The sequence below is a fragment of the Nocardia alba NBRC 108234 genome, assembly GCF_001612665.1.
GTDB lineage: Bacteria > Actinomycetota > Actinomycetes > Mycobacteriales > Mycobacteriaceae > Nocardia > Nocardia alba.
The window spans coordinates 401,674-423,135 of sequence record NZ_BDAX01000002.1 but is presented as its reverse complement, the minus strand read 5'-3'; the positions used below and the strand labels follow the sequence as shown (position 1 = coordinate 423,135).

Sequence of the window (21,462 nt, the reverse complement as noted above, 5' to 3'; positions counted from 1 at the left end):
TGCATGAGACGGGCGGTGCAGCGAGGTGTCGGCAGCACGGGCCCGGCCTGCCGTCGACGCGCGGAGGCCGGGCCGTGACGCGCCGGTCGGAGCGCGCCGGGCAGAATGAGACGATGCCCGCCGGTTCTGCTCCTGCCTCCGCCGCGGCCGGATTCACGGTGCGCGCGGTAGCCGACCGTCTCGGCATCCCGACCGCGACCCTGCGGAGCTGGAATCGCCGCTACGGTATCGGTCCCGCCCAGGACCGCCCGGGCCGTCATCGGCTCTACACCGACACCGATATCGCCGTGCTCGAGAACATGGTCGCGCTGATCGGCAGTGGCGCGAGTCCCGCCGGGGCGGCCGCGGCGGCGCGCGGGCCGGTGCCGGTCCTCGGTGACCGCGTCGGCCTGCTCGACGCGGCGTTCGCGCTGGACACCACGGCTGTCTGTGCCCATCTCGAAGCCCACGTGCGGGTGCACGGCGTGGTGCGGACCTGGGACACCCTGTGCAGGCCCGCTTTCACCGATATCGTCGCGCGCCAGGGCGGCGGTGAGGGATGCATCGACGTCGAGCACGCGCTGTCGTGGTCGATCGCGGCGGTCATGCAGCAGGTGAAACCGGCGCGCAGCAGCGCGCCGGTGTTGCTCGCGTGCACGAGCGGTGAAACACATTCGCTCCCACTCGATGTGCTGCGGGCCGCCTTGGCGCAGGACGGGGTGGGTGCGCGCATGTTGGGCGCGGACGTACCGACGGTGGCGTTGTCGGATGCGCTCGCCCGGCATGCGCGCGGGGCCGCGGTGCTGCTGTGGTCCCAACGCGAGTCGACCGCGTTGACCTCAGCGGTATTGGCCTGCGCGGGGGCAGGTGCCCGGGTGCTCATCGGTGGTCCGGGCTGGGACGCGGTGCTGCTGCCCGACACGGTCGAGCGGGTCGCCGGCCTGGCGGACGCGGTCGCCGCGCTGCGCTGAATGCGCTCGGGCACATCATGTTCGCGGCTCGATGTGACCGTTGCCGCTGTGTGTGACCGCGAGACCTCACTCCACCGCTGTGCAACGATGCAGAGGCGATGCGTTGCGGGAACGGCCGACTCCGGTACCGGCGAACTCGCTGCTACATCGCCCGCCGGTGACGACTTCACCGGTCCGCCAGCGCTGCTCAGCCGGCGGTCCGTCCGAGTAGGTGCCGCAGCGTCTGCTCCAGATCCTCGGTCCGGAAGGTGTGCCCGGCCTTCGCCAGTGCGGTCGGCGTCACCCGCTGACTGGCCTCGGCCAGTTCGCGCGCACCCTGTTTGCCCAGCAGTACCGCGGGACCGAAGCTCGGAACCGGCAGCAGTGCCGGGCGATGCAACACCCGCGCCAGCACGCGGGTGTACTCGCTGTTGCGAACCGGCTGTGGCGCAACAGCATTGACCGGGCCCGACAGGGTGTCGTCCCACACTGCGCGGTGGTAGACATCGACCAGATCGTCGATACCGATCCAGGACAACCACTGTCGGCCGTCCCCGATCCGCCCACCGAGGCCCGCGCTGAACAGCGGCCGCAGCAACCGCAGAGTGCCGCCACCGGGCGACTGCACGATGCCGGTGCGGACCCGCACGACGCGGACACCACCCGCCGCCGCGGGCTCGCAGGCGTTCTCCCACTGTTCGACCACATCGGCCAGGAATCCGTCACCGCGCTCGGACTTCTCGGTCAGCGCCTGCTCGCCGCGGTCATAGCCGTAGTAGCCGATGGCGGAAGCGCTGACGAAGGTGTCGACACCCGTGGCCGCGGCCAGCTCGGCCAGGCGCCGGGTCGGCTCGATCCGGCTGTCGGCCACGGCGCGTCGGTGCGCGTCGGTGAATCGGCCCGCGATGGACGCACCGGCCAGATGGACCACCGCATCGACGTCGGCGAGCAGGTCCGCGGCGGGTGCGGCGGGGTCCCACTGGCGTTCGTCGCGATGCCGCGCGCGATGGCGGACCAACCGCACCACACGGTGCCCGCCGGTGCTGAGGAAGGCACTCAGGGCGGAGCCGACCAGCCCGGACGCGCCGGTCATCGCGATCGTCGCCGGCGCCAGGCCTGCCTCGGATGCCCGGCGGTGGCTCGCCAGATCGTGGGTGAGCTGACGGTGGCGATAGTCGAACATCGGCCGCAACACCGATTCCGGAATCGGCGTCCTGACCCGATCGATGACGCGGGTGTGGGTGTCGTCGACCTCGGCGAATTCGTGGACGTGCTGCCACGGAACCAGCCGCGCGATCGGCATCGAGGCCGGTCCGTCCGCCGCGACGGCGTCGGCGAACCGCTCGGGCGGCCGATATTGCTCGGGGTCGTGCGCGGCGATCCAGCGCAGCCCGCCGGGCAGGCCGAGCACCGCTCGCCCGGTGGCCAGCGAGTCGGCTTCGGCGAGCAGGGTGACCGGCTGCCACGGTGGCGCCAAGCGCGCGAACGCACCGCGACGGGCGAACCAGGCGAACACGTCGACCCGGGGAGACGCAACGATGTCAGAACACTCGATGCCCATCACTCGACTGTAGTCACGATCGGCCGTGACCCGTCCCCGCCGTCGCCTCGCGCGGGTTCGATTCGCTGTCGCCGCAGCGAGGATTCGCCGCGGCGGCGTTGTGCTCGGTGACAAATCGGTAAGGAACCGGTAACGATGATGTGATCTTGCCCGAATATCGAGAGAGACCGCACAGAGCGGTCGGTTTTCGCGAGGAGGTCGGAATCGATGAGGTGCCGCAGCGCGGTTTCGGCGATGCTCGTCGTCGTGGGCTCGATCGTGACGGGCGTGAGCGGCGCGCACGCCCAAGAGCCGGAACCGGTTGCCGCGGTGCTGGATCGGATCGTCTCGATCGGCGGTTCGCGGGCCGAGGTGACTGCGATCGACGGTCGACAGGTGACAGTGCGGATACGCTCGGCCGCCATGGGGCGCGAGGTGTCGGTCAAGGTGCAGCGCCCGGCCGACACCACGGTGGCGCGGCCGTCGCTGTATCTGGTCAACGGCGCGGGCGGCGGCGAGGACACCGCCACCTGGGAGCAGAACACCGACGTCGTCGACTTCCTGGCGGGTAAGGACGTCAACGTCGTCATGCCGATCGGTGGTGCGTGGAGCTACTACACCGACTGGCGCGAGCCGGATCCGATGCTGGGCGTGAACAAGTGGCGGACCTTCTTCCTCGACGAACTGCCCGCCCTCGTCGACACGATGTTCGCCACGACCGGCAAGAACGCCATCGCGGCGAACTCCATGACGGCCACCTCGGTACTGCAGCTCGCGATCGCGAAACCGGGACTGTTCCGCTCGGTCGCCGCCTACAGCGGCTGCGCCCAGATCAGCGATCCGGTCGGCAAGCAGTTCGTCGATGTCGTGGTCGCCACCGGCGGCGGCGACGCGTCGAACATGTACGGCCCGCCGGGTGATCCGGCCTGGGTGGCCAACGATCCGGTCGTGAACGCCGAGGGGCTGCGCGGCACCAAGCTCTACGTGTCCAACGGCAACGGACTGCCCGGCGAGTTCGACAAGCCCGGCGACTCGCACCTGGTGACCTGGGGCCCGGTCGGGTTGGCCAACCAGATCGTCATCGGTGGCGTCATCGAGGCGACGACCCGCTGGTGCACCGTGAACCTGCAGAATCGCCTGGAGGAACTCGACATCCCCGCGACCTTCGACCTGTCGACCCAGGGCACCCACTCGTGGGGCTACTGGCAGAAGGCCTTCAAGAACTCGTGGCCGCTGCTGGCCGAGGGGATGGAGATCCACGCCTGATCAGTCGAGCTCGAACAACCGCGCCGCGTTGTCGTGGCAGACCTTGCGCAGCCACTCCGGGCCGAGGTCGAGACGTTCCAGCGCGGCGATGGCCTCGGCGTAGGGATACGGGATATTGGGGAAGTCGCTGCCGAACAGAATGCGATCGGCGAAGTGGCGCAGGCGATCTCGTTCGGCGGGCGGGAAGGGCGCACCGCTTTCGCTGAAGTCGGTCCACACCATGGTGGTGTCGAGGTAGAGCTGCGGATACTGCTCGGCCAAATCGAGGAACTCGGTGTACTCGGGGGTTCCCATGTGCGCGATGATCAAGCGCAGCGTCGGGAAGCGCCGCAGGAGTTCGGCGATCGGCGCGGGGCCGGTGAATTCGCCGGGGGCGGGGCCCGATCCGCAGTGGATGAGCGCGGGCGTGCCGGTCTCGGCCAGGATCGCCCACACCGGGTCGAGCAGCGGATCCAAGGGCGAGAACGCGCCGACCTGGATGTGCACCTTGAACACGCGTGCGCCACGGTCGATGGCCTCGCGGACATAGCGCGGCGCGTCGGGCTCGGGGTAGAAGGTGGCGGTGTGCAGGCACTCGGGGGTGCGAGCGGCGAACTCGGCGGTCCATTCGTTGAGCCAGGCGCCCATCTCCGGCTTGTGTGGGTACACCAGGGAGGTGAAGGCCCGGATGCCGAAGTCGCGCAGGGTCTTCAGACGCACCTGTTCGTCATCGCGATAGGTGATCTCCCAGGGCCGGCCCGTCATCGGTCCTACGTTGTCGAAATAGGCCCAGACCTTGCGCATCACCTGATCGGGCATGAAGTGGGTGTGGACGTCGATGATCGCGGGCAGTTGGTAGCGCGCGCGGAACTCGGCGAGGTAAACGACGGTGTCTACGGTCATGACTGCTCCGGGTAGAGGCGGCGGGCCAGAGCGCCGACGCGGGTGACGAGGCGTTCGAAGAACGCCGCAGGGTTGGTGCCGATCACGATGTCGGCGTTGGGTTCTCGGCCCCACATGCCCGCCCAGTCGGCGACCGTGGTGGCGCGGGTGATGGTGCCGGCCAATTCCACGTCGACGGTGGCCGGTCGGGTGGTCGCCGAAGCCGGGTCGAGTGCGACCGCGGCGGCGAACGGGTCGTGCATGTGGGCCAGATAGCCCAGGTCGTACTGGTAGTGGAAGTCGAAATAGAACCGCACCGCGTCGGTGAGGTAGCGGATGATCGGATTGCTTGCGGCCGAACGGAATTCGGGCGGATCGCCTGCGCCGACCTGCTCGATCGGCGCGCTGTGTGCCGCCTGTGCGAGCGCGGCGAGATGGTCGGGCAGCATCTCGATGGACTCGGTGATATCCAGCGCGCACACCAGCGGCCTGCGGTCCTGGGGCGCGGCGGAGAAGGCGTCGAACACCTCCTTGGCGGCCTCGGGGTCGACGTGGATGTTCCACTCGTTGGTCGGGGTCGTATTGCCGGGGTGGTTGAACGCGCCGCCCATGATGACGAGGCGGTTCAGCAGTCGCGGCAGTTCGGGTTCGATGCGCAGGGCCAGTGCGAGATTGGTGAGCGGACCGGTGCACAGCCCGGTCACCTCGCCCGGGTGGGCCCGCACCAGGTCCACCCAGAGCTCGGCAGCCGACCGCGATGACAGCGTGCGCGCCGACACGGGCAGTTCGGCGTAGCCGAGGCCCTGCGGGCCATGAGTGTCCTCGGTGGTGCGCAACGGAACGGCCAGTGGTGCGGCCGCGCCGAGCGCCACCTCGATCTCGGGTGCCCGGCCCAGGTCGAGCATCGCCAGGGTGTTCGCCGCGACCTGCGCCCCGTCCACGTTGCCCGCGGTGGCCGCGATGCCGATGATCTCGGCGTCGTCGGAGGCCAGCAGGTACAGGATGGCCAGCGAGTCGTCGATTCCGGTATCGACGTCGAGGATGATCTTCTGCGGCACGTCGTCGAGGGTAGCCGCGGACCGTTCGAGGTCCGCGGCCAGTCCGCGGGTGGATCAGTAGGTGGGCAGGGCGAACTCCTCGGTGTGGCCGAAGAAGACCCTCTTGGTGAGCGGTCGCATCGGCCGCGACATCATCAGCCGCACGTTCGCCTTGGCCAGGCGCGTCAACAGCGCCGACTTGGGGATCATCATCGCCATACCGCCACCGGGGATCTCCTTGGCCTTGTCCAGGAACGGCGAGATCTTGTCCTGGTAGCGCCGCTGCGCACCGGGCAGATCATCGGGGGTGGCCGCGACCTCGGCGGCCAGGATGTAGGCGCCGACGATCGCCATCGCGGTGCCCATACCGCTCAGTGGCGAGCCGCAGTAACCCGCATCGCCGATCAGTGTCACGCGGCCGACCGACAACTCGGGTACATCGACGCGAGCCACTTCGTCGAAGTAGAAATCGGGCGTGGAATCCATCGCCGCGAGGATGGCGGGCGCGTGCCAGCCCGCATCGCCGATCGTCTTGCTGATCAGCGCGCGCTGGGCGTCGACGTCACGCCGCAGCGCCGGGTTCGTCTCGGTGCGCACGGTGATGATCGCCTTGGCGGTGCTAGGGTCGGCGTCGGGGCGGATGCCGAACATGGCGCCGGGCACCAGGCGCATGCTGAACCAGCCGGGCTCCACATCGGCGGGCTTGGGCATGGTGAAGAAGGCGCCGTAGCCGCCGAGGTTCGTACTGAACTGCTCCTCGGGTCCGAAGACGAGTCGCCGCGTCGCCGAGTGCACGCCGTCGGCGCCGATCACCAGGTCGAACCGCTCGGTGGCCCCGGAGGCGAACGTCACGTCCACGCCGTTGTCGTCCCCGACGATCTGTTCGATCCACTCGCCGTAGCGATAGTCCAGCCTGCCGTTGTCGGCGGTGGCCAGTGCGTCGAGGAGTACCTGATTGAGGTCGCCCCGGGTGATCTCGATCTCGGCGACGGCGCCTCGGCCGTCGAAGTCCGCCATCGCCATCCTGGCGTAGATCTTGCCGTCGCCGTCGATGTAGGACATCCCGCGCTCGTCGAGTCGGTACTCGGCGATGCCTTCCATCAGACCCATTCGCCGCACAGCCTCCTTGCTCGGGCCCCGCAGGTCGACGGCCTGGCCGCCGGGTCGGGGAGTCGCGGCGCGTTCGATGACGGTGGTGTGAATGCCGTTGCGCAGCAACTGGAGTGCGACCGCGTTGCCGGCGATACCGCCGCCGGAGACGAGAACGCGCAGGGTGCTGGTGATGCTCATGATGATGTTTCCCGTCTGATGTACGAATGTCTTAGACATATGTCTAACAAAGATTTGCACGTATGTCTAGAACAAACGTCTCAGACGATCGGGTAGGGTGCTGAACATGGGAAATCGAGAAGATCTACTGGCGGGGGCGCGCAAGGTAATTCTCGAGCGCGGCGTCGCGAAGGCCACCGCGCGCGATATCGCCGCCGCGGCGGGGGTGAGCCTGGCCGCGATCGGCTACCACTTCGGATCGAAGGATCGCCTCGTCACCGAGGCGCTCAGCGAAGCGCTCGGTACCTCGATCGGTGACGCGATGGACGAGCTGATCGCCGCGGGCGCGGGCAAGTCACCGCTGGAGGGGCTCGCGCTGCTGTGGAACGGAATGCCCGAGGTGTTCGCGGGCAATCGCGAGGCGATGTCGGCGAGTCTGGAGAACATCGTGCGGATCGTGCGTTCCGATGACGCGCGGGCACAGCTGGGCGACCAGCTGTCCGGCGCGTTCGACGACCTCGGTGCCCACGTGCGGGCGGCCCACCCCGAGCTCGATGCCGCGCAGGCCGCCGCGATCGGGCGGATGTATTTCGTGATCGCCCAGGGGCTCGGGATGCTGTCGTTGCTGGATCCGAACGAGGTGGCCCTCGACGGTGATCAGCTCGCCCTGGCGGTCCGCGCGCTCACGGGGGCGTGAGCGCGGCCGGTCACGGGCGGTGGTAGTGATCGGGCGCTTCCACCCAGAACGGCTGCGCTGATCCGTAGGGTGGCGCCGGCCAGCGGTAGTCGTCGTAATCGGCGAATACCGGTGCGGCCGTGACCAGTTCGCTGTGGGTGACAGTCGACCCCGGTTTCGGCGGTGTCGCGGCGGGATGGTCGGGACAGCGGTCGCCCGCGGTCAGCAGCCAGGACGCCGTGCGCGCCAGCGACACCCGGATGCCGCGGCCGAAACCGTCATCGGTGCGAGCCACCAGGGCGTCCATGACGGCGGCGGCCAGCAGGTAGCCCGACCCGTGGTCCAGTGCCTGGGCCGGAAGCGCGCCGGGGCGATCCGGTGTGCCCTCGAGCAACGAGATGCCGGAGGCCGCCTGGACGATACTGTCGAAACCGCGTCGCTCACCCCACGGTCCACTGGTACCCCAGGCCGAAACGGAGGCCTCGATCAGACCGGATCGTCCGGCCGCGTGGACACCGGCTGCGGCGAGGGCGCCCGGGCGATAGCCGGTGACCAGCACATCAGCCTCCGCGAGAAGGGCCTCGAAGGTCGCCAGGTCGCTGCGGAGATCGAGCAGTGTCGAGCGTTTGCCCTGGCAGTTGTCGGCGAACTGCCAGTCGATCTCGGGTAGCTGCGGTGGGTCGACGCGCAGCACGTCTGCGCCGAGCAGAGCCAGCGTTCGGGTGGCCACCGGGCCCGCGAGGACGCGGGTGAGGTCGAGTACGCGAATACCGGTCAGCGGCCGCTCGACCGTCGCGACGTGCGCCCGCGCACCCGGCCGGCGCGTGGTCGACGTGCGAGTATCGACCGCGACCAACGGCCCGAAGGCGGCCGCACGGCCCATCGGGCTATCCGCCCAATCGCCCTCGGTGCGGACCCGTGCCGCGATGGCCCCCGCGGCAGCGGCGGCGTCTTCGATCTCGGCGCCCTTCATCACGGAAAACCTGGCCGTGAGCCCGGCGGCGTCACTCGATGCCGGGAGTTCGAGCGCGCGCAACAGTCGTTGCCGGTGATGGGGGTAGTTCGCGTGGGTGCGCACCCAGCCGTCGGCGGTGGGGAAGAAGCCCGACAGGTCGGCGAAGAACACGGGCGCGCTACCGCCTCGCCGGAACAGTCGTTCGCTGCTGAACGCCGCGCTCACCCGGTCGACATCGAGGCGAACAGGGCGGGTGGGCAGCGCGTGTGCGACCCGGACCCGATTCGCGGCCGCGCTCGCCGCCGCGACCGACCCCGCCGCGAGCGCCCACACCGGGAGGGTGGCCGCCAAGCGCGCACCGGGGTCCGGCACCTCGGCATCGCTCGACGGCGGGAGTCCGAGTCCCGTCTCGTAGGCGTCGACGAGCTGCTGCGCGGTGATCACATCCACCAGCCTAGTTGCGGTGACGGCGGCGAGGAGTGTGATGTGAGTGTGAATACGGCTGCGACCCAAGTGGGTTCGGATACCGCGGTCGCGCGGGGAGATCACACGACACGCGAGCTGAGTCGACGCTGATACCGGCGCGCGTAGCCGAGCCACGATACGAGCACCGCCAGCGCGGCGAGCGCGCGCACCGAGCCGAGCGCGCTGTCGGGGTAGATCACCCCGGTGAGGTAGTGGTCGATGAACCCGGCGGCGGGCAACTCGCCGACCCCGGCTCGTCGGCGAGCCCAGTTCTCGGCGTAGGTGAGGGGGCAGTCGAAGCCGATCAGGATGGTGCCGAAGCCCCACGCCACGGCCAGCGCGTGCGGGCCGATCGTGCGCGGCCATCGCCACGCCAGGAAACCGCCGGCGACCACGTACGCGATGAACGCGACGTGGGTGACGGCGACAACGTCGGCCAGCACCCGGAACGGCACCTACTCAGGATATGTAGCGGCGCCACCCGGCGGCATCATGATCATCATTCCGGTTCGGCATCGCTTGCGTCACCAGGGCGAAGGCCGGTAATCCTTCAGGAAGCAGCCGTACAGATCGACACCGTCCTCGCCCTGCACGATCGGGTCGTAGACGCGGGCGGCGCCGTCGACGAGATCGAGCGGGGCGTGGAAGCCCTCCTCGGCGAGGCGGATCTTGGTGAAGTGCGGACGTTCGTCGGTGATCCAGCCGGTGTCGACCGCGGTCATCAGGATCGAGTCGGCCTCGAACATCTCGAGCGCGCTGGTGCGGGTGAGCATGTTGAGCGCGGCCTTGGCCATATTGGTGTGCGGGTGCCCCGGGCCCTTGTAGCCGCGGCCGAACTGGCCTTCCATCGCCGAGACATTGACCACGTACTTGCGCCTGCCCGCCGCGGCGGCCAGCGCCGGGCGCAACCGCGACACCAGGATGAACGGCGCGACCGAATTACACAGCTGCACCTCGAGAAGTTCGGTCGCCTCCACCTCGCCGACGGTCTGCACCCAGCTGTTGGTGTGCGCGAGATCGGGAACCAGACCACCGGCGTCGATGGCCACGCCCGCCGCGATCCGCTCCGGGGTGGCCGAACCGGCCACCAGCGCGAGTTCGGCGACATCGCGGGCCGACAGCGACGGGGTGAGGGAGGCGGTGAGCGCGGTGGGGTGTGCCTGCATGGTCTTGCCGAAGGTGACCATCTCCGGCAGCGTGCCCGCGGGCAGCGGCGCGGTCTCGGCGTCGACCAGGGCGCTGTAGGCGCCCGCCGATCGGCGCACGGTCTGGGCCGCGTTGTTGATCAGGATGTCGAGCGGGCCCTGTGCGGCGACGTCGTCGGCGAGGGCGACCACCTGCGCGGGATCACGGAGATCGATGCCGACCACGCGCAGCCGGTGCAGCCAGTCGGCGCTGTCCTCCATCGCGGCGAAGCGGCGGATCGCGTCGTTGGGGAAGCGGGTGGTGATGGTGGTGTGCGCGCCGTCGCGCAGCAGGCGCAACGCGATGTACATGCCGATCTTGGCGCGACCACCGGTGAGCAGGGCGCGTTTGCCGGACAGGTCGGTGCGGGCGTCGCGCTTGGTGTGGCTCGCGGCGGCGCAGTCGGGACACAGCTGGTGGTAGAACGCGTCGACCTGGGTGTACTTCTGCTTGCAGATGTAGCAGGGACGGGCCTTGAGCAGGGTGCCCGCGCTGGCGCCCGCGGTGGACGAACTGATCGGGATGCCCGCGGTCTCGTCGTCGATGCGCTGCGGGGACCCGGTCGCGGTCGCGGCGATGACGGCCCGGTCGTTCGAGGAGACCTGTTCCCTGGCCTCGATGCGGCGGCGGTGCTTGAGCTTCTTGAACATATGTCCGACGGCGCGCTGCACGGCGATGGAGTCGGGGTGTTCCTTCTCCAGCTGCCCGGCGCGTTCCAGTACTCGCAGACAGGTCGCCAACTCATCCGGATCGATCATGTTCTCGGTCATCGGGGAGTGCGACATTCCTTCGTGCGGGAGCGGTGGACGACATCTATTGTCGCATTGGCCGCGCGAGCGACCCGCTGGGTATCGTGATGGGCCGTCGCTGCAACCGCGCGACGGTTATCGAACTCGACGGAGAACCGCGATTTCCCCGCTGGACATCGACACCGCAGACGCGCCGCGCAGGCGCAGGCTCGAACCCGACGAGCGACGAGCGCAGATCCTGGCGTGTGCCATCGGCATGTTCGGGGAACGGCCCTACGCCGCGGTGTCGACCGCGGAACTGGCCCAGCGCGCGGGGGTGGCCCGTGGCCTGATCAACCACTATTTCGGCAACAAGCGGGACCTGTATCTGGCGGTGGTGCGTCGGATGGTGACCCTGCCCCGGCAGGACAAGGTGTCCATTCCCGAGGGCACACCGGGCGAACGAGTCGACTCGATCGTGGGCTGGTTGCTCGACACCATCGCCGAACACGGCACCACCTGGGTGAAGGTCACCAGCCACGAGGGGGTCGGTGACGACCCCGAGGTGCAGCAGATCCTCGACCAGGCCGACGACGCCGCCGCCGAACGGATGCTGGTGATGATCGGGCGCGCGGATCTGGCCGACAGCGCACCATCGCGTGCGCTGGTACTCGCCTACGCGGGTCTGGTGAAGGTCGCCGGGCGCGAATGGATCATGCGCGCGACCCTCACCAGGGCACAGGTGCATCGCCTGCTGGCCGACACCTTGCTCACGATGATCACCGTGACGATTCCCAGCGTCCTGATCACCGAGCCGGAACCGACCGCGGACGCGGGCGAAGGCTAGGAATCGGGCTCGCTGTCCGAGCGTCGCGTCTCGATCGGTGCGGCACCGTAGCGCTGGGGTCCGGCGTGGCCGGGCGCATGGCCGGTGCGGCCGAGCGCCTGTTCGATCTTCCTCTCCCGATGATGCTCGAACAGCAACGCACCGACACCGCCGCCGATGAAAAGTAGCGTCATGATCGCGGCCGCGATCGCCCATCCGGTGTGCTCGGTTCCCGCCGCCACGAGGGTGCAAGCAAGCCCGACCACCCCGATCGCGCACATGATGATGCCGGGAACGTTGTAGTCGTCGGCCAGTAGATCGCCGGCTTGGGAATGCCAGGCGCGGTCTGCCGGAGGCGTGCTGTCGGACATGGTTCCTCCTCGCGAGCCAAGGAGTGCGCGATGGTGCACCGCACTTGATTACCAGCATGAACCCGTCGCGGGTACCGAGGTAAGGGCGTTAGCCGGTTCGTTACCGGGCGGGCCGCGGTGTTGTGACACGTTATGCCACTGTGACCCTATTTCGCGTTTGAGCTGTTCTCACGGGCTCTGAGTCCCTATTCTCGTCGCGTAACCCGGCGTCGCACCTGTTTCGTTGTGCGCCCGGGGAGATCGGAGAGGGACTCGGGGTTGATGGCACGGTACGAGGAATGGGACGACGGCCTCGAGCAGGAGTCCGACGATCGGCGCTGGGACGGTCAGCGCTGGCCGCAGGTCAGCACGGAGAGCGCGGCGGGTGGCCGTCACGGTGACCAACCGCGGGTGAATCCGTACGCGATGGTGGCGCTCGCGGCCGCGCTGGTGCTGCTGTTCCCGATCGCGATCGTGTTCGGGCTGTTGTCGTTCGGGCATCCGCGCGGGCGGGGGATCGCGATGCTCGCGTTGCTGCTCGGTATTTGCGAGGTGGCGGTGGCGGTAGTGGTCGGGCTCGCCGTGTTCGGCGGGTTGGACGTGGCGGTTCCGACCCTGGCCCAATCGGCGGCGACGACCACACCGGCAGCGGTGACCTCCGTCGCCGCACCGACGGTGACCGAAGCCGCCCCGGTGACGAGTCCGGCGGGCGGTGGTGAGAAGGTCGGCGTCGTCGCGAAGGGCACGGAGTGCGCCGCGGACAAGGCCGGTCTGCTCGGCGTCGCGGCCGATGGCGCGACCTTGCTGTGCCTGCGCGGGGCGAGCGGTTACACCTGGTCAGGGCCGTTCAAGGTGTCGGGGTCGTACTACACCGCGGGGGCGAAGTGCGATCCCTCGGTGGACAAGTCGGGTCGTACCTCCGACAACCACGCGCTCGTGTGCGAGGGCAAGGGCAGCGCCGCGGTGTGGTCCGCCTGGACCTCCGAATAGCGCTCAGTCCTTCTTGGCCCGGCTCGGTTGCACCCGCGGCGGCTCGTTCGGCATCTTCGGATACTGCGGTGGCCATGGCGCGTCCATCAGCCCCGCCGCCATGTCGCGCTCCGACATCGCCAGGAGCGGTTCGATCGATTGCGGCGCCCGGCCGGCCCAGGGATCACCCGACTCGGCGAGGCGGGCGGGCACGGTGGCGAGGGTGAGTTCGTCGGGGACGACGGTGTCGAGTTCGGCCCAGGTGATCGGCGTCGACACCTGACCGCCGACCTTCGGTCGCACCGACCACGCGCCGAACACGGTCTTGTGCGGGGCGTTCTGATTGAAGTCGATGAACACCCGCGCGCCGCGTTCCTCTTTCCACCACTGCGCGGTGATCTCCTCGGGATGCCTGCGCTCGAGTTCCCTGGCCAGCGCCACCGCGGCCGCTCGCACTTCGTAACCGTCCCAGCGCGGTTCCAGCGCCGCGTAGATGTGCAGGCCACGAGAGCCCGAGGTCTTGATGGCGGAGTCGAGGCCGAGCTCGGCCAGCAGCGCGCGGGTCAGTACCGCCGCGCGGCGCAGATCGTCGAAACCGATGCCGGGCGAGGGATCGAGGTCGATGCGCAGTTCGTCGGCGATCCGCAGATCCGGGACGTGATTGGGCCACACGTGGAAACCGAGACAGCCCTGATTCACCGCCCACAGGATGTGCGCGAGATCGTGGGCCACCAGCGCGTCGCTGGTGGTGCCGTTCGGCGTGGATACCTCCACGGTCCGCAACCAGTCCGGCGCCGACTTCGGCACCCGTTTCTGGAACCAGGACTTGCCCGACGCCCCGTCGGGATAGCGTTCCAGCAGCAGCGGCCGACCACCGATCACCCCGAGCAGCGGTTCGGCGACGGCCCGGTAGTAGTTGACCAGGTCGAGCTTGGTCTCCCCGCGCTTGGTGAAGTACACCTTGTCGGGATTGCTGATGCTCAGCGTCCGCCCGTCGATGTCGAGTTCCACCGCGGCGCTCATCGAGCCACTCCGAAGATCGCGTCGAGTTCGGCGGGTGCCACTTCGTCGAGTTGGGCGTAGGTACACGAATCGGGTGTGCGGTCGGCCCGGAACCGCGCCAGTCGTCCACCGTGGCGGAACCGCCCCGATTGCACGTGCTCGTAGCGCACCTCGGCGACCAATTCCGGTCGCAAGGGTTCCCACGACAGATCCTTGCCGCCGCTCCAGCGACTCTGCCCGCCGGGCATCTTGCCGTCGGCGTTCGCCTGCGCGGCCGCGTCGGCCCAGTCGCGCCACGGATGATCGTCGAGCGCGTGCTCGCGCAACGGCGCCAGTTCGCCGAGGAGTTCGCGGCGCCGGGCCGCGGTGAAACTCGAGGCCACCCCCACATGGTGCAGGTGGCCCTCGTCGTCGAACAGGCCGAGTAGCAGCGAACCGACGCCCTCGCCGTCCTTGTGCATCCGGTATCCGGCGACCACGCAATCGGCGGTGCGTTCGTGCTTGATCTTGAGCATCACTCGCTTGTCCTGCAGGTAGGCCAGCTCGTCGGACTTGGCCATCACGCCGTCGAAGCCCGCGCCCTCGAACCGGGTGAACCAGTCCTGAGCCACATCGGGATCGTGGGTGATCGGCGTGAGATGGATCCGGCCGGGCGCGGCGTCGAGCAACGACTCGAGCTCGCCGCGCCGCCGCGCGAAGGGTTCGGTGGTGAGATCGCGATCGCCGAGGGCGAGCAGATCGAACGCGACGAAACTGGCCGGAGTCTCTACCGCGAGCTTGGCGACCCGCGACGCGGCCGGATGGAGCCGCTGCTGCAGGGTGTCGAAGTCGAGACCGTGCTCGGTGACGACCACGATCTCCCCGTCGATGACGCAGCGTGGCGGCAACGACTGCTTCAGCAGCTCGGCCAGCTCGGGGAAATACCGGGTGAGCGGGCGGTCGTTGCGGGAGCCGAGTTCGATCTCGTCGCCGTCACGGAACACGATGCAGCGGAAGCCGTCCCACTTGGGCTCGTAGCTGAGTCCCGGTTCGCGGGGCAGCGACGGTGTCGACTTGGCCAGCATCGGGCGCACTGGCGGCATCACCGGTAGATCCATCCGATCCTCCTCGCGGGTGTGTTCACCCGTGTCGACGACGCGAGCACGCCCGATTCATCGGTGTGTGAGGCGATCGTAGGACGGGGGACCGACACGTGCGCGGACATCGAGTGCGCGTCTGTCGCCTTCCGAGGGAGTCCGCGCCGCGGTGCATCGGCGGGCGGGGCAGCCGCTCGGGCGTGCGCTCAGCTGTCGAGCCAGCCGTGTTCGTCGGCGAAGGTGGTGAACCGGTCGCGGATGGTGATGATCTCGGCCGCGGTGAGCGCGGGGGAGGCTTCCAGCAGCAATTCGGTGATCTGCTGACGCAGTTCGTCGGGACCGAGCTTGTCGCCGCCCTTGCGCGTTTTCGGCGCGACGGGGGGCTGTCCGACCGCGGTCAGGTTGATCGCCTTGGGGCCCCGGTCACCTTCGGTCACATCGAATTCGAACAGGCGACCCTGGCGCAGCTCGTCCTCGTCGAGGCCGATGTCGTTGACGTGGACGAACACATCGGGCCCGCCGTCATCGGGCCGAATGAACCCGAAACCCCGTGAGCCGTCGAAAGACACCAATTTCCCGATGGACACCAACCAACTCCTCGCTCCGCTTCCCCGCCGATACTCTAACGCGGCTTTTGGGCGATTCGCCCGGAAAGTGGATAGTCGACGAAATCTCGGGATGCGCGACAGGGGCGACCGACCGGACATGGTCACAATTCGGTAACTGCGCGTTCACATCCACTCGTTAGCGTTGCTCACCTGTCGGAACGGTGTGGAGGTTGTAGACGCGTGTCGGACCCCGGTGTGGGGAGCAGATCGGGGGGATTCGACGCCGGTAGCGGCGTACTGGCGGCGGCGCGCACCGGGCGTGACCCGGTCTGCCTGCGGCCCGTCGCGACACCGGTGCTCGCGCCGCGACCGTGTCCGGCGCGGGTGCCGCTGGCGCCCGCGCAGGAGCGCATGTGGCATGCCGCCCAGCTCGGTCGTTCGGGCGATTGGAACGTCGCGCGGGCCCTGCGCTTGCGCGGCGCCTCCGTTGACGTAGCGGCCTTGCGGGCGGCGCTGAAACTTCTTGTCGTGCGCCATGTTCCACTGCGCACCCGGTATCCGGACACCGAGTTCGGTCCGGCCCAGCAGGTCGTCGATCCCGACGATGTCGTGCTCGATGTGGCCGAACACGGCGTCAGCGAAGCCGACCTCGCCCCCGCCGTCGCCGCACTGGCGGCACAGCCCTTCGACCTCGCCCGCGACCTGCCGGTGCGGGCACGGTTGTTCGTGCTCGGTCCCGACGATGTGGTGCTCGCCCTTGTCGTGCACCACATCTCGGTCGACGGCCGCTCGATGGGCCCACTGATCCGTGACCTCGTCACCGCCTACTCGGCCTGCCGCGCCGGTACGTGCCCGCACTGGCCGCCGCTGCCGATCAGCTACATCGACTACACCCTGTGGAAACACGAGCAGCTCGGCGAGTTCACCGACGAGTGGAGCCGGGCCACCCATCAGCTGCGGTACTGGGCCAACGCGCTGGCCGGTCGCCCGGCCCTGCTCGACCTGCCCGTCCGGGAACTCCCCGCGCCCCCGATCGATCCGGTCGCCGGTGCGCTGCTGCCGATTTCGTTCGACGCCGTGACTCACGCGGGGCTGCTGCGGATGGCGCAGGAGGGGCGCGCGAGCCTGTTCATGGTGTTGCAGGCCGCGTTCGCGCTCACCGTCGGCGCGTTCGCGCGCAGCGGCGATGTCACGGTCGCCACCGCGGTGTCGGGCCGCGATCACCGGCTGCTCGATGATCTCGTCGGCAACTTCTCCGATGACGTGCTGATGCGCGTGCGCCTCGACCGTGCCGCCGATGTGGGCGAGCTCCTCGAACAGGTGCGCCGGGTCGCGCTCGCCGCGTACGCCCACCCCGACACCCCCAACCCCCGCCTCAAGCGCTGCCTGCCGCAGGACGCCGCCCTGCCGCTGTTCCAGGCCACGCTCATCCTGCAGCGCGCGCAAGCGCGACGTGCCACCGTCGAACCCCCTGCGGCGCCGGGCCTTTCGATCACCGAGGTGTCGACCGGTGTGGTCAGGGCCAAGCACGACCTCGAGTTCGGGCTCACCGATCATTACGATCCGCTCGGCGCGCCCGCCGGGGTCGACGGGTCGTTCATCTATCCGATCGCGCGGTTCGACGAGGCGACCGCGCAGCAGTTCGTGGCCCGCTTCCTGGCGGTCGTCGGGCTGCTCGCCGAGGGGTATCGCGGCCCGCTCGCGGCGCTGCTGGCGACGACCGGTCATCCTCGCGCGCGCGGCCCCGCCCGTCGCGCCACCAGGGTGCTCGTCTGATCAGCCACCCCGCTCCATCGCGTACCCGGCGTCGCGCCACGCGACGATGCCGCCCGCGAGGCTGAACGCCTGGTAGCCCGCCCGGTGGGCCACCGCGGCGAAACGCAGCGAGGTTTCCCCGACCGGGCACACGAACACCAGCGGCCGTGACCGCGGAAACGGCACGCCCTGGGTGAGCATCTCGTCGAGCTGGTCGTCGCGGATGTTGAGCGCGCCCGGGACGTGTCCGACGCGGTAGGCCATCGCGCCGCGGGTATCGACCACGGTGGGCCTGCCGGTGCGGTCGAGTTCGGCGAGCTCGGCCGGGGACAGCGTCGGCGCGGTGTCGTCAGGGCTCGGCGGCGCGGGCACGGTGGGCTTGCCGAACAGGTCCGGCCTGCGGGTGGAGAGATAGGACAGATACGGTTCGATCCGGTCGCACACGATCAGCACGGCCACCAGCGCCCGACCCTCGGGGCGTGGCGCGGCGGCCAGGGTGCGAAGGGCGGCGCAATAGCCCGCGCCGCTGGTGGGTCCGGCGAGCACACCGTAGCCGCGCATCAGATCGAGGGTCGCCTCGATGGCGGCGGCGGAATCGACGGTGACGATCTCGTCGTAGAAGTCCGGACGGAACAGGCCGACGTCCCACATCTCGCGCTCGGAGCGGATACCGGGGATGAAGTCGAAGCGGTCCGACACCACCCCGATGGTGCGCAGGTCCGGATGGTGGGCGAGCAGCGCCGTCGCGGTGCCCCTGGTCGAGCCCGTGGTGCCGAGGCCGCCGATCAGATAGTCGAGATGGTCGATGCCCGCGTCGGCGAGGTCGGTGGCGATCTCGGTGCCGGTGCCGTCGTGATGGGCCGCGATATTGCGCTCGTTGGTGTATTGCGAGGGGTGGAACCAGCGATCCGGCGCCTGGCCGATGGTCTGCTCGATGACGGCCGAAACATCGTCGGCCGCATGGGGATCGGGGCATTCGGACAGGCCGGGCAGTTCCACTATCTCGGTGCCGAGCAGTTGCAGCAGCTGGCGGACCTCGCTCACCCTGATCCGGTTGGTGACCGCGCGCAGGGGAATGCCGTGCAGCGCGCCGAGTACCCGCAGCGCTTTGGCGGTGTTGCCGCTCGACGCCTCGATGAACGACTGTTCGCCCGCGCGGATGCGCGCGAGGTCCTCGCGGATCATCGCCCAGGCGACGCGGTCCTTCACCGAACCGAAGGGATTGTGCGACTCCAGTTTCGCGTAGAGGTCGACATCGGGCAGGCCGTGTACGGCGGGGTCGAGGCGCAGCAGGGGAGTGTTGCCGATCAGCTCGGTGATGTGGGCGTAGACCATCACCGGCCCCCAGGGCGGTAGTCGGCGTCGGGGCAGAGAACGAACCGTCCTTCATGGTGCAGCACAGCGACTTTCGCGGGAGTCGGGTGCATGGCGGCCTGTGCGGCCGACAGATCCGTGTGGTAGGCGGCGGTATTGGGGAAGATCACCGGGTCGCCGGGGGACGGCAGCCGCGCGACCCGCACCTGCCGCTGGGTGATCAGGTCGCGTTCCAGACACAGGTGCCCGGCGAAATACACCCCGGCGGGCCGTGGCTCGGCGACCTCGGCCAGCACGATCGGGTCGATGAGGACCTCCTGGTCGGCGGCGGTGACGGTGTCGCGACTGAGATCGAGATGGACCAGCGTCGCGCCGGTGCCCGCCTGTTTGACGAACTCGACCTGCGCCACGGTGATGCCGGCGTGATCGACGAGCGCTTTGCCCGGTTCCAGCCACAGCTCGAGCAGATTGTCGGTGAGGACCGCGCCCAGCGCTCGTCCCCCGTGCCCGGGCAGCGGGGCGGCGAGTAGTGCGGCGAGGATGTCGGCGGCGGATTCGGTATTGGCGTACTTGTGGAACACCGGTCCGCCGTGCACCTTCGCCTCGGCGACGTGATAGCCGAAGGTGTTGTTGCCCCAGTGCATCGCGGGGCCGCTCCCGAGCAGGCCGGCCCGCAGTGCCCGGTCGTAGGCGTCGTACCCGTCGGCGTCGGCGGTGAAGACCTGACGAAGACCGCCGCCGATATCGAGCACCGTCGGCGCGAGCCCGTGCGCGTAGGCCCGCTCGATCAGTTCCAGACAGTCGCCCACGGCGTTGACCCGTTCCGCGGTGGCGGCCGTATCGAGGTGGAAGGCGAAGCCGAGCAGCCGCAACCGGTTTCGGTGCCGAACCAGCAGTTCCAGTGCTGTCGCCACCTCGGTGAGATCGATGCCGAACCGGCTCGGTGAGCTACCGGAGAAGCCCGAAACCCGCAGCAGGACGGGCACTATCGTCTCCGCCGGTGCCAAGTCGGCCAGGGTCGCGAGTTCCCAGAGGTTGTCCACATTGACCGTCGCCGCGGCCCCCAGCGCGGCTCGCAGCGCCGTGGCACCCTTGGGTCCGGTCACCTCGATGCGATCGGCGGGGAATCCGGCGGCCTGCGCGGAACGCAGTTCGCCCACCGAGGCCACGTCGACGGCGATTCCCGCGTGCGCGGCCGTCCGAACGAACGCCGCCGAACGATTCACTTTGTGCGCGTAGCAGATCCGATGCCGGATGGCGCCAACATCGAGCACGGCCCGCAACGCGGCGAGGTTGGCGGTGAAGATCTGCGGGAACACCAGGTGCAGGGGGGAGCCGTAGCGGCGCAGCGCGGCACGCACGCCGTCGCGATCGGTGAGGAACGCGGCGACGAGTGGATCCAGCGCGGCGGGAACGGCGGGCGGGATCATCCCACCGACGCGCCGGGCACCTGCGCCGACACGTCGTCGACCGGGTTGTAGCCGCCGTCGCGCAATGCCTCGAAGACCCGGAACCGGTTGCGCGGGCTGCGGATTCGGGCAATCACCCGTTTGGACTCCAGGTCGATCTCGACGACCGCGATCTGCATCGACTCGAGCAGGGCGGTGATCGTGCGGACACAATGACGGCAACTCATATCCGGGACATAGAAAACGCCGTCGTCGCCGTCGGGGCCGGTGCCCGGCCGCTCCGTGGTCGGGTCCTCGACCGCTTCGACCGAGCCCGCCAGCGCGGCGAACGTTTCGACGAACCGATCGACGACCATGGCGAGGACGTGCACACCGGCACCGTCGATGTCGTGCTGCGTCGCGGCAGGACAGGTGGGTCGGGTGTCGGCGGGCAGCAGGGCGTACTGCCGCGAGATCAGGTCGAGGTCGTCGTGGTATTTCGCGACGGCCGCTTCGATCTCGAGACCCTCCTCGGTGGTCGCGCGCAGCATCACCGCGTGCGCGTCGGCGATGGTGGCGTCCTTCATCGCGCGCAGGACGGCGATCGAGTCGGCGGTATAGCGCACGGACCCGTCGGGCTGGGTGGCCAAGCGCACCGGGATCATCCCGCGCCGGAACGTCGACGCCTGCAGTTCCCAGAACCAGCGGGTCGCGACGGCGGTGAAAACGCCGGAATCGCGCAGCCCGGTCGCGAATTCGACCAGTCCGCGATAGGGGGTGTCGGCGGCGATCAGCCCGTGCTGGACCAGTGCGCGCCCCGTCGCCTCGATGCCGACCCGGAAGATCTCGTGCGGATCGTGGTCGGTGGTGGTCGCGGTGAGGACACCCCGATCGTGGTCGGACAGGGCCGCGGCCCGCGCGGGGAGGCCGGATGCCGCTAGCGAATGCCACAGTGCGAGAACGGTTTCCCGGGCGAGTACCGCGAGTTCGGGACCCGCGCCCGCGGTGTGGAAGTACCCGGTATTGGGGATGCCCGCGCTGTCGGTCCAGGTGAGGCGGTGGGTCGCGCTGGTCACCTGATCGGGGCGGCACGGTCGCATGAACCGTTCCAGGTACATCCGCTGTGACTGTGTCAGTGCCGAACCGGTCTCGGGCTGTAATGCGGTGGCGCGAAACGCTATTCGCGCCGAAGGGGGCGGTTGTGTGGCGGCGAACAGTCCGGGCGCGGCCAGCCGGGCCAGTACCCGGGACGCGGCGCGACGATCATACTGCTGCACGGTGGGCGAGCCCATCGTTCCTCCTCGGCGTCGGGGGCTTGACGGA

The 21,462-nt window shown here is 69.2% G+C and carries 20 protein-coding genes; 6 read left to right on the top strand and 14 right to left on the bottom strand.

What is annotated here, in order from left to right; translation table 11 throughout:
* Positions 1 to 113: 113 nt before the first annotated feature.
* Positions 114 to 950 (top strand): MerR family transcriptional regulator, encoded by an 837-nt coding sequence (locus tag NA12_RS03670; RefSeq protein ID WP_067447441.1) that lies wholly within the window; start codon positions 114 to 116, stop codon positions 948 to 950.
* Positions 951 to 1,137: 187 nt separating this feature from the next.
* Here NA12_RS03670 and NA12_RS03665 read toward each other — a convergent pair whose 3' ends face one another.
* On the bottom strand, positions 1,138 to 2,490 hold the full coding sequence (locus NA12_RS03665; protein WP_067445922.1) for a TIGR01777 family oxidoreductase: 1,353 nt from the start codon (positions 2,488 to 2,490) through the stop codon (positions 1,138 to 1,140).
* A 207-nt stretch (positions 2,491 to 2,697) separates the two neighbouring features.
* On the opposite strand from NA12_RS03665, the gene NA12_RS03660 reads away from it, so the two are divergent.
* Positions 2,698 to 3,735, top strand: a complete 1,038-nt coding sequence (locus NA12_RS03660) for an alpha/beta hydrolase (RefSeq protein ID WP_084472329.1) — start codon at positions 2,698 to 2,700, stop codon at positions 3,733 to 3,735.
* On the opposite strand, the gene NA12_RS03655 is transcribed toward NA12_RS03660, so the two are convergent.
* From NA12_RS03655 to NA12_RS03645, 3 genes are read right to left on the bottom strand one after another with little or no spacing between them, the layout of a single operon-like run.
* On the bottom strand, positions 3,736 to 4,617 hold the full coding sequence (locus NA12_RS03655) for an amidohydrolase family protein (RefSeq protein ID WP_067445918.1): 882 nt from the start codon (positions 4,615 to 4,617) through the stop codon (positions 3,736 to 3,738).
* Entirely contained in the window at positions 4,614 to 5,654 is a 1,041-nt protein-coding gene (locus NA12_RS03650) for a nucleoside hydrolase (RefSeq protein WP_067445916.1), read from the bottom strand. Before NA12_RS03650 ends, NA12_RS03655 begins: the two co-directional genes overlap by 4 nt.
* A 54-nt stretch (positions 5,655 to 5,708) precedes the next feature.
* On the bottom strand, positions 5,709 to 6,923 hold the full coding sequence (locus tag NA12_RS03645) for an FAD-dependent monooxygenase (protein WP_067445914.1): 1,215 nt from the start codon (positions 6,921 to 6,923) through the stop codon (positions 5,709 to 5,711).
* 106 nt (positions 6,924 to 7,029) lie between these two features.
* Between NA12_RS03645 and NA12_RS03640 the strand changes: the two genes are divergently transcribed.
* Positions 7,030 to 7,599, top strand: a complete 570-nt coding sequence (locus NA12_RS03640; RefSeq protein ID WP_067445912.1) for a TetR family transcriptional regulator — start codon at positions 7,030 to 7,032, stop codon at positions 7,597 to 7,599.
* Positions 7,600 to 7,609: 10 nt separating this feature from the next.
* Here NA12_RS03640 and NA12_RS03635 read toward each other — a convergent pair whose 3' ends face one another.
* From NA12_RS03635 to NA12_RS03625, 3 genes are all read right to left on the bottom strand, one after another.
* The gene (locus NA12_RS03635) at positions 7,610 to 8,977 is read right to left on the bottom strand and encodes a CoA transferase (protein ID WP_084472446.1); all 1,368 of its coding nucleotides are present in this window, start codon (positions 8,975 to 8,977) and stop codon (positions 7,610 to 7,612) included.
* 101 nt (positions 8,978 to 9,078) lie between these two features.
* Entirely contained in the window at positions 9,079 to 9,453 is a 375-nt protein-coding gene (locus NA12_RS03630; protein WP_067445910.1) for a DUF2784 domain-containing protein, read from the bottom strand.
* A gap of 69 nt (positions 9,454 to 9,522) precedes the next feature.
* On the bottom strand, positions 9,523 to 10,953 hold the full coding sequence (locus tag NA12_RS03625; RefSeq protein ID WP_067447439.1) for an SDR family NAD(P)-dependent oxidoreductase: 1,431 nt from the start codon (positions 10,951 to 10,953) through the stop codon (positions 9,523 to 9,525).
* Positions 10,954 to 11,188: 235 nt separating this feature from the next.
* Here NA12_RS03625 and NA12_RS03620 point away from each other — a divergent pair, with 235 nt between their 5' ends.
* Positions 11,189 to 11,758, top strand: a complete 570-nt coding sequence (locus tag NA12_RS03620; RefSeq protein WP_371855971.1) for a TetR/AcrR family transcriptional regulator — start codon at positions 11,189 to 11,191, stop codon at positions 11,756 to 11,758.
* On the opposite strand, the gene NA12_RS03615 is transcribed toward NA12_RS03620, so the two are convergent.
* Positions 11,755 to 12,108, bottom strand: coding sequence for a hypothetical protein (locus tag NA12_RS03615; RefSeq protein WP_067445908.1), 354 nt, complete (start codon positions 12,106 to 12,108; stop codon positions 11,755 to 11,757). The genes NA12_RS03620 and NA12_RS03615 overlap by 4 nt on opposite strands.
* A gap of 261 nt (positions 12,109 to 12,369) precedes the next feature.
* Between NA12_RS03615 and NA12_RS03610 the strand changes: the two genes are divergently transcribed.
* Positions 12,370 to 13,077: a hypothetical protein gene (locus tag NA12_RS03610; RefSeq protein ID WP_067445906.1), complete on the top strand. Its 708-nt coding sequence runs from the start codon at positions 12,370 to 12,372 to the stop codon at positions 13,075 to 13,077.
* A gap of 3 nt (positions 13,078 to 13,080) precedes the next feature.
* Here the strand turns inward: NA12_RS03610 and ligD are convergent, their stop codons facing one another.
* The 3 genes from ligD to NA12_RS03595 form a co-directional block, all read right to left on the bottom strand.
* Entirely contained in the window at positions 13,081 to 14,079 is a 999-nt protein-coding gene (gene ligD, locus NA12_RS03605; protein ID WP_067445904.1) for a non-homologous end-joining DNA ligase, read from the bottom strand.
* Positions 14,076 to 15,155: an ATP-dependent DNA ligase gene (locus NA12_RS03600; RefSeq protein WP_207905594.1), complete on the bottom strand. Its 1,080-nt coding sequence runs from the start codon at positions 15,153 to 15,155 to the stop codon at positions 14,076 to 14,078. Before NA12_RS03600 ends, ligD begins: the two co-directional genes overlap by 4 nt.
* Before the next feature lie 185 nt (positions 15,156 to 15,340).
* Positions 15,341 to 15,721 carry a cold-shock protein gene (locus NA12_RS03595; protein WP_371855970.1) on the bottom strand — a complete coding sequence of 127 codons (381 nt, stop codon included), beginning with the start codon at positions 15,719 to 15,721 and terminating at the stop codon, positions 15,341 to 15,343.
* Positions 15,722 to 15,937: 216 nt separating this feature from the next.
* On the opposite strand from NA12_RS03595, the gene NA12_RS03590 reads away from it, so the two are divergent.
* Complete coding sequence (locus tag NA12_RS03590) at positions 15,938 to 17,458, top strand: condensation domain-containing protein (protein WP_243654895.1); 1,521 nt, start codon at positions 15,938 to 15,940, stop codon at positions 17,456 to 17,458.
* Here the strand turns inward: NA12_RS03590 and NA12_RS03585 are convergent, their stop codons facing one another.
* Genes NA12_RS03585 through NA12_RS03575 form a run of 3 tightly spaced genes read right to left on the bottom strand, consistent with a single transcriptional unit; the run spans position 17,459 to position 21,431 of the window.
* Positions 17,459 to 18,772 (bottom strand): pyridoxal-phosphate dependent enzyme, encoded by a 1,314-nt coding sequence (locus NA12_RS03585; protein WP_067445898.1) that lies wholly within the window; start codon positions 18,770 to 18,772, stop codon positions 17,459 to 17,461.
* Positions 18,772 to 20,181, bottom strand: a complete 1,410-nt coding sequence (locus NA12_RS03580; protein WP_067445896.1) for a type III PLP-dependent enzyme domain-containing protein — start codon at positions 20,179 to 20,181, stop codon at positions 18,772 to 18,774. Before NA12_RS03580 ends, NA12_RS03585 begins: the two co-directional genes overlap by 1 nt.
* Entirely contained in the window at positions 20,178 to 21,431 is a 1,254-nt protein-coding gene (locus NA12_RS03575) for a heavy-metal-associated domain-containing protein (RefSeq protein ID WP_067445894.1), read from the bottom strand. The genes NA12_RS03580 and NA12_RS03575 overlap by 4 nt, the downstream gene beginning before the upstream one ends.
* Positions 21,432 to 21,462 lie beyond the last annotated feature (31 nt).

What these genes read in the sequence shown, in the direction of transcription:
- NA12_RS03665 (WP_067445922.1), bottom strand. Translation starts at nt 2,490, where the DNA reads ATGGGCATCGAGTGTTCTGACATCGTTGCGTCTCCCCGGGTCGACGTG.
- NA12_RS03585 (WP_067445898.1), bottom strand. Translation starts at nt 18,772, where the DNA reads ATGGTCTACGCCCACATCACCGAGCTGATCGGCAACACTCCCCTGCTG.
- NA12_RS03645 (WP_067445914.1), bottom strand. Translation starts at nt 6,923, where the DNA reads ATGAGCATCACCAGCACCCTGCGCGTTCTCGTCTCCGGCGGCGGTATC.
- NA12_RS03655 (WP_067445918.1), bottom strand. Translation starts at nt 4,617, where the DNA reads ATGACCGTAGACACCGTCGTTTACCTCGCCGAGTTCCGCGCGCGCTAC.
- NA12_RS03610 (WP_067445906.1), top strand. Translation starts at nt 12,370, where the DNA reads ATGGCACGGTACGAGGAATGGGACGACGGCCTCGAGCAGGAGTCCGAC.
- NA12_RS03575 (WP_067445894.1), bottom strand. Translation starts at nt 21,431, where the DNA reads ATGGGCTCGCCCACCGTGCAGCAGTATGATCGTCGCGCCGCGTCCCGG.
- NA12_RS03600 (WP_207905594.1), bottom strand. Translation starts at nt 15,155, where the DNA reads ATGGATCTACCGGTGATGCCGCCAGTGCGCCCGATGCTGGCCAAGTCG.
- NA12_RS03580 (WP_067445896.1), bottom strand. Translation starts at nt 20,181, where the DNA reads ATGATCCCGCCCGCCGTTCCCGCCGCGCTGGATCCACTCGTCGCCGCG.
- NA12_RS03625 (WP_067447439.1), bottom strand. Translation starts at nt 10,953, where the DNA reads ATGACCGAGAACATGATCGATCCGGATGAGTTGGCGACCTGTCTGCGA.
- NA12_RS03660 (WP_084472329.1), top strand. Translation starts at nt 2,698, where the DNA reads ATGAGGTGCCGCAGCGCGGTTTCGGCGATGCTCGTCGTCGTGGGCTCG.
- NA12_RS03615 (WP_067445908.1), bottom strand. Translation starts at nt 12,108, where the DNA reads ATGTCCGACAGCACGCCTCCGGCAGACCGCGCCTGGCATTCCCAAGCC.
- NA12_RS03640 (WP_067445912.1), top strand. Translation starts at nt 7,030, where the DNA reads ATGGGAAATCGAGAAGATCTACTGGCGGGGGCGCGCAAGGTAATTCTC.
- ligD (WP_067445904.1), bottom strand. Translation starts at nt 14,079, where the DNA reads ATGAGCGCCGCGGTGGAACTCGACATCGACGGGCGGACGCTGAGCATC.
- NA12_RS03620 (WP_371855971.1), top strand. Translation starts at nt 11,189, where the DNA reads ATGTTCGGGGAACGGCCCTACGCCGCGGTGTCGACCGCGGAACTGGCC.
- NA12_RS03670 (WP_067447441.1), top strand. Translation starts at nt 114, where the DNA reads ATGCCCGCCGGTTCTGCTCCTGCCTCCGCCGCGGCCGGATTCACGGTG.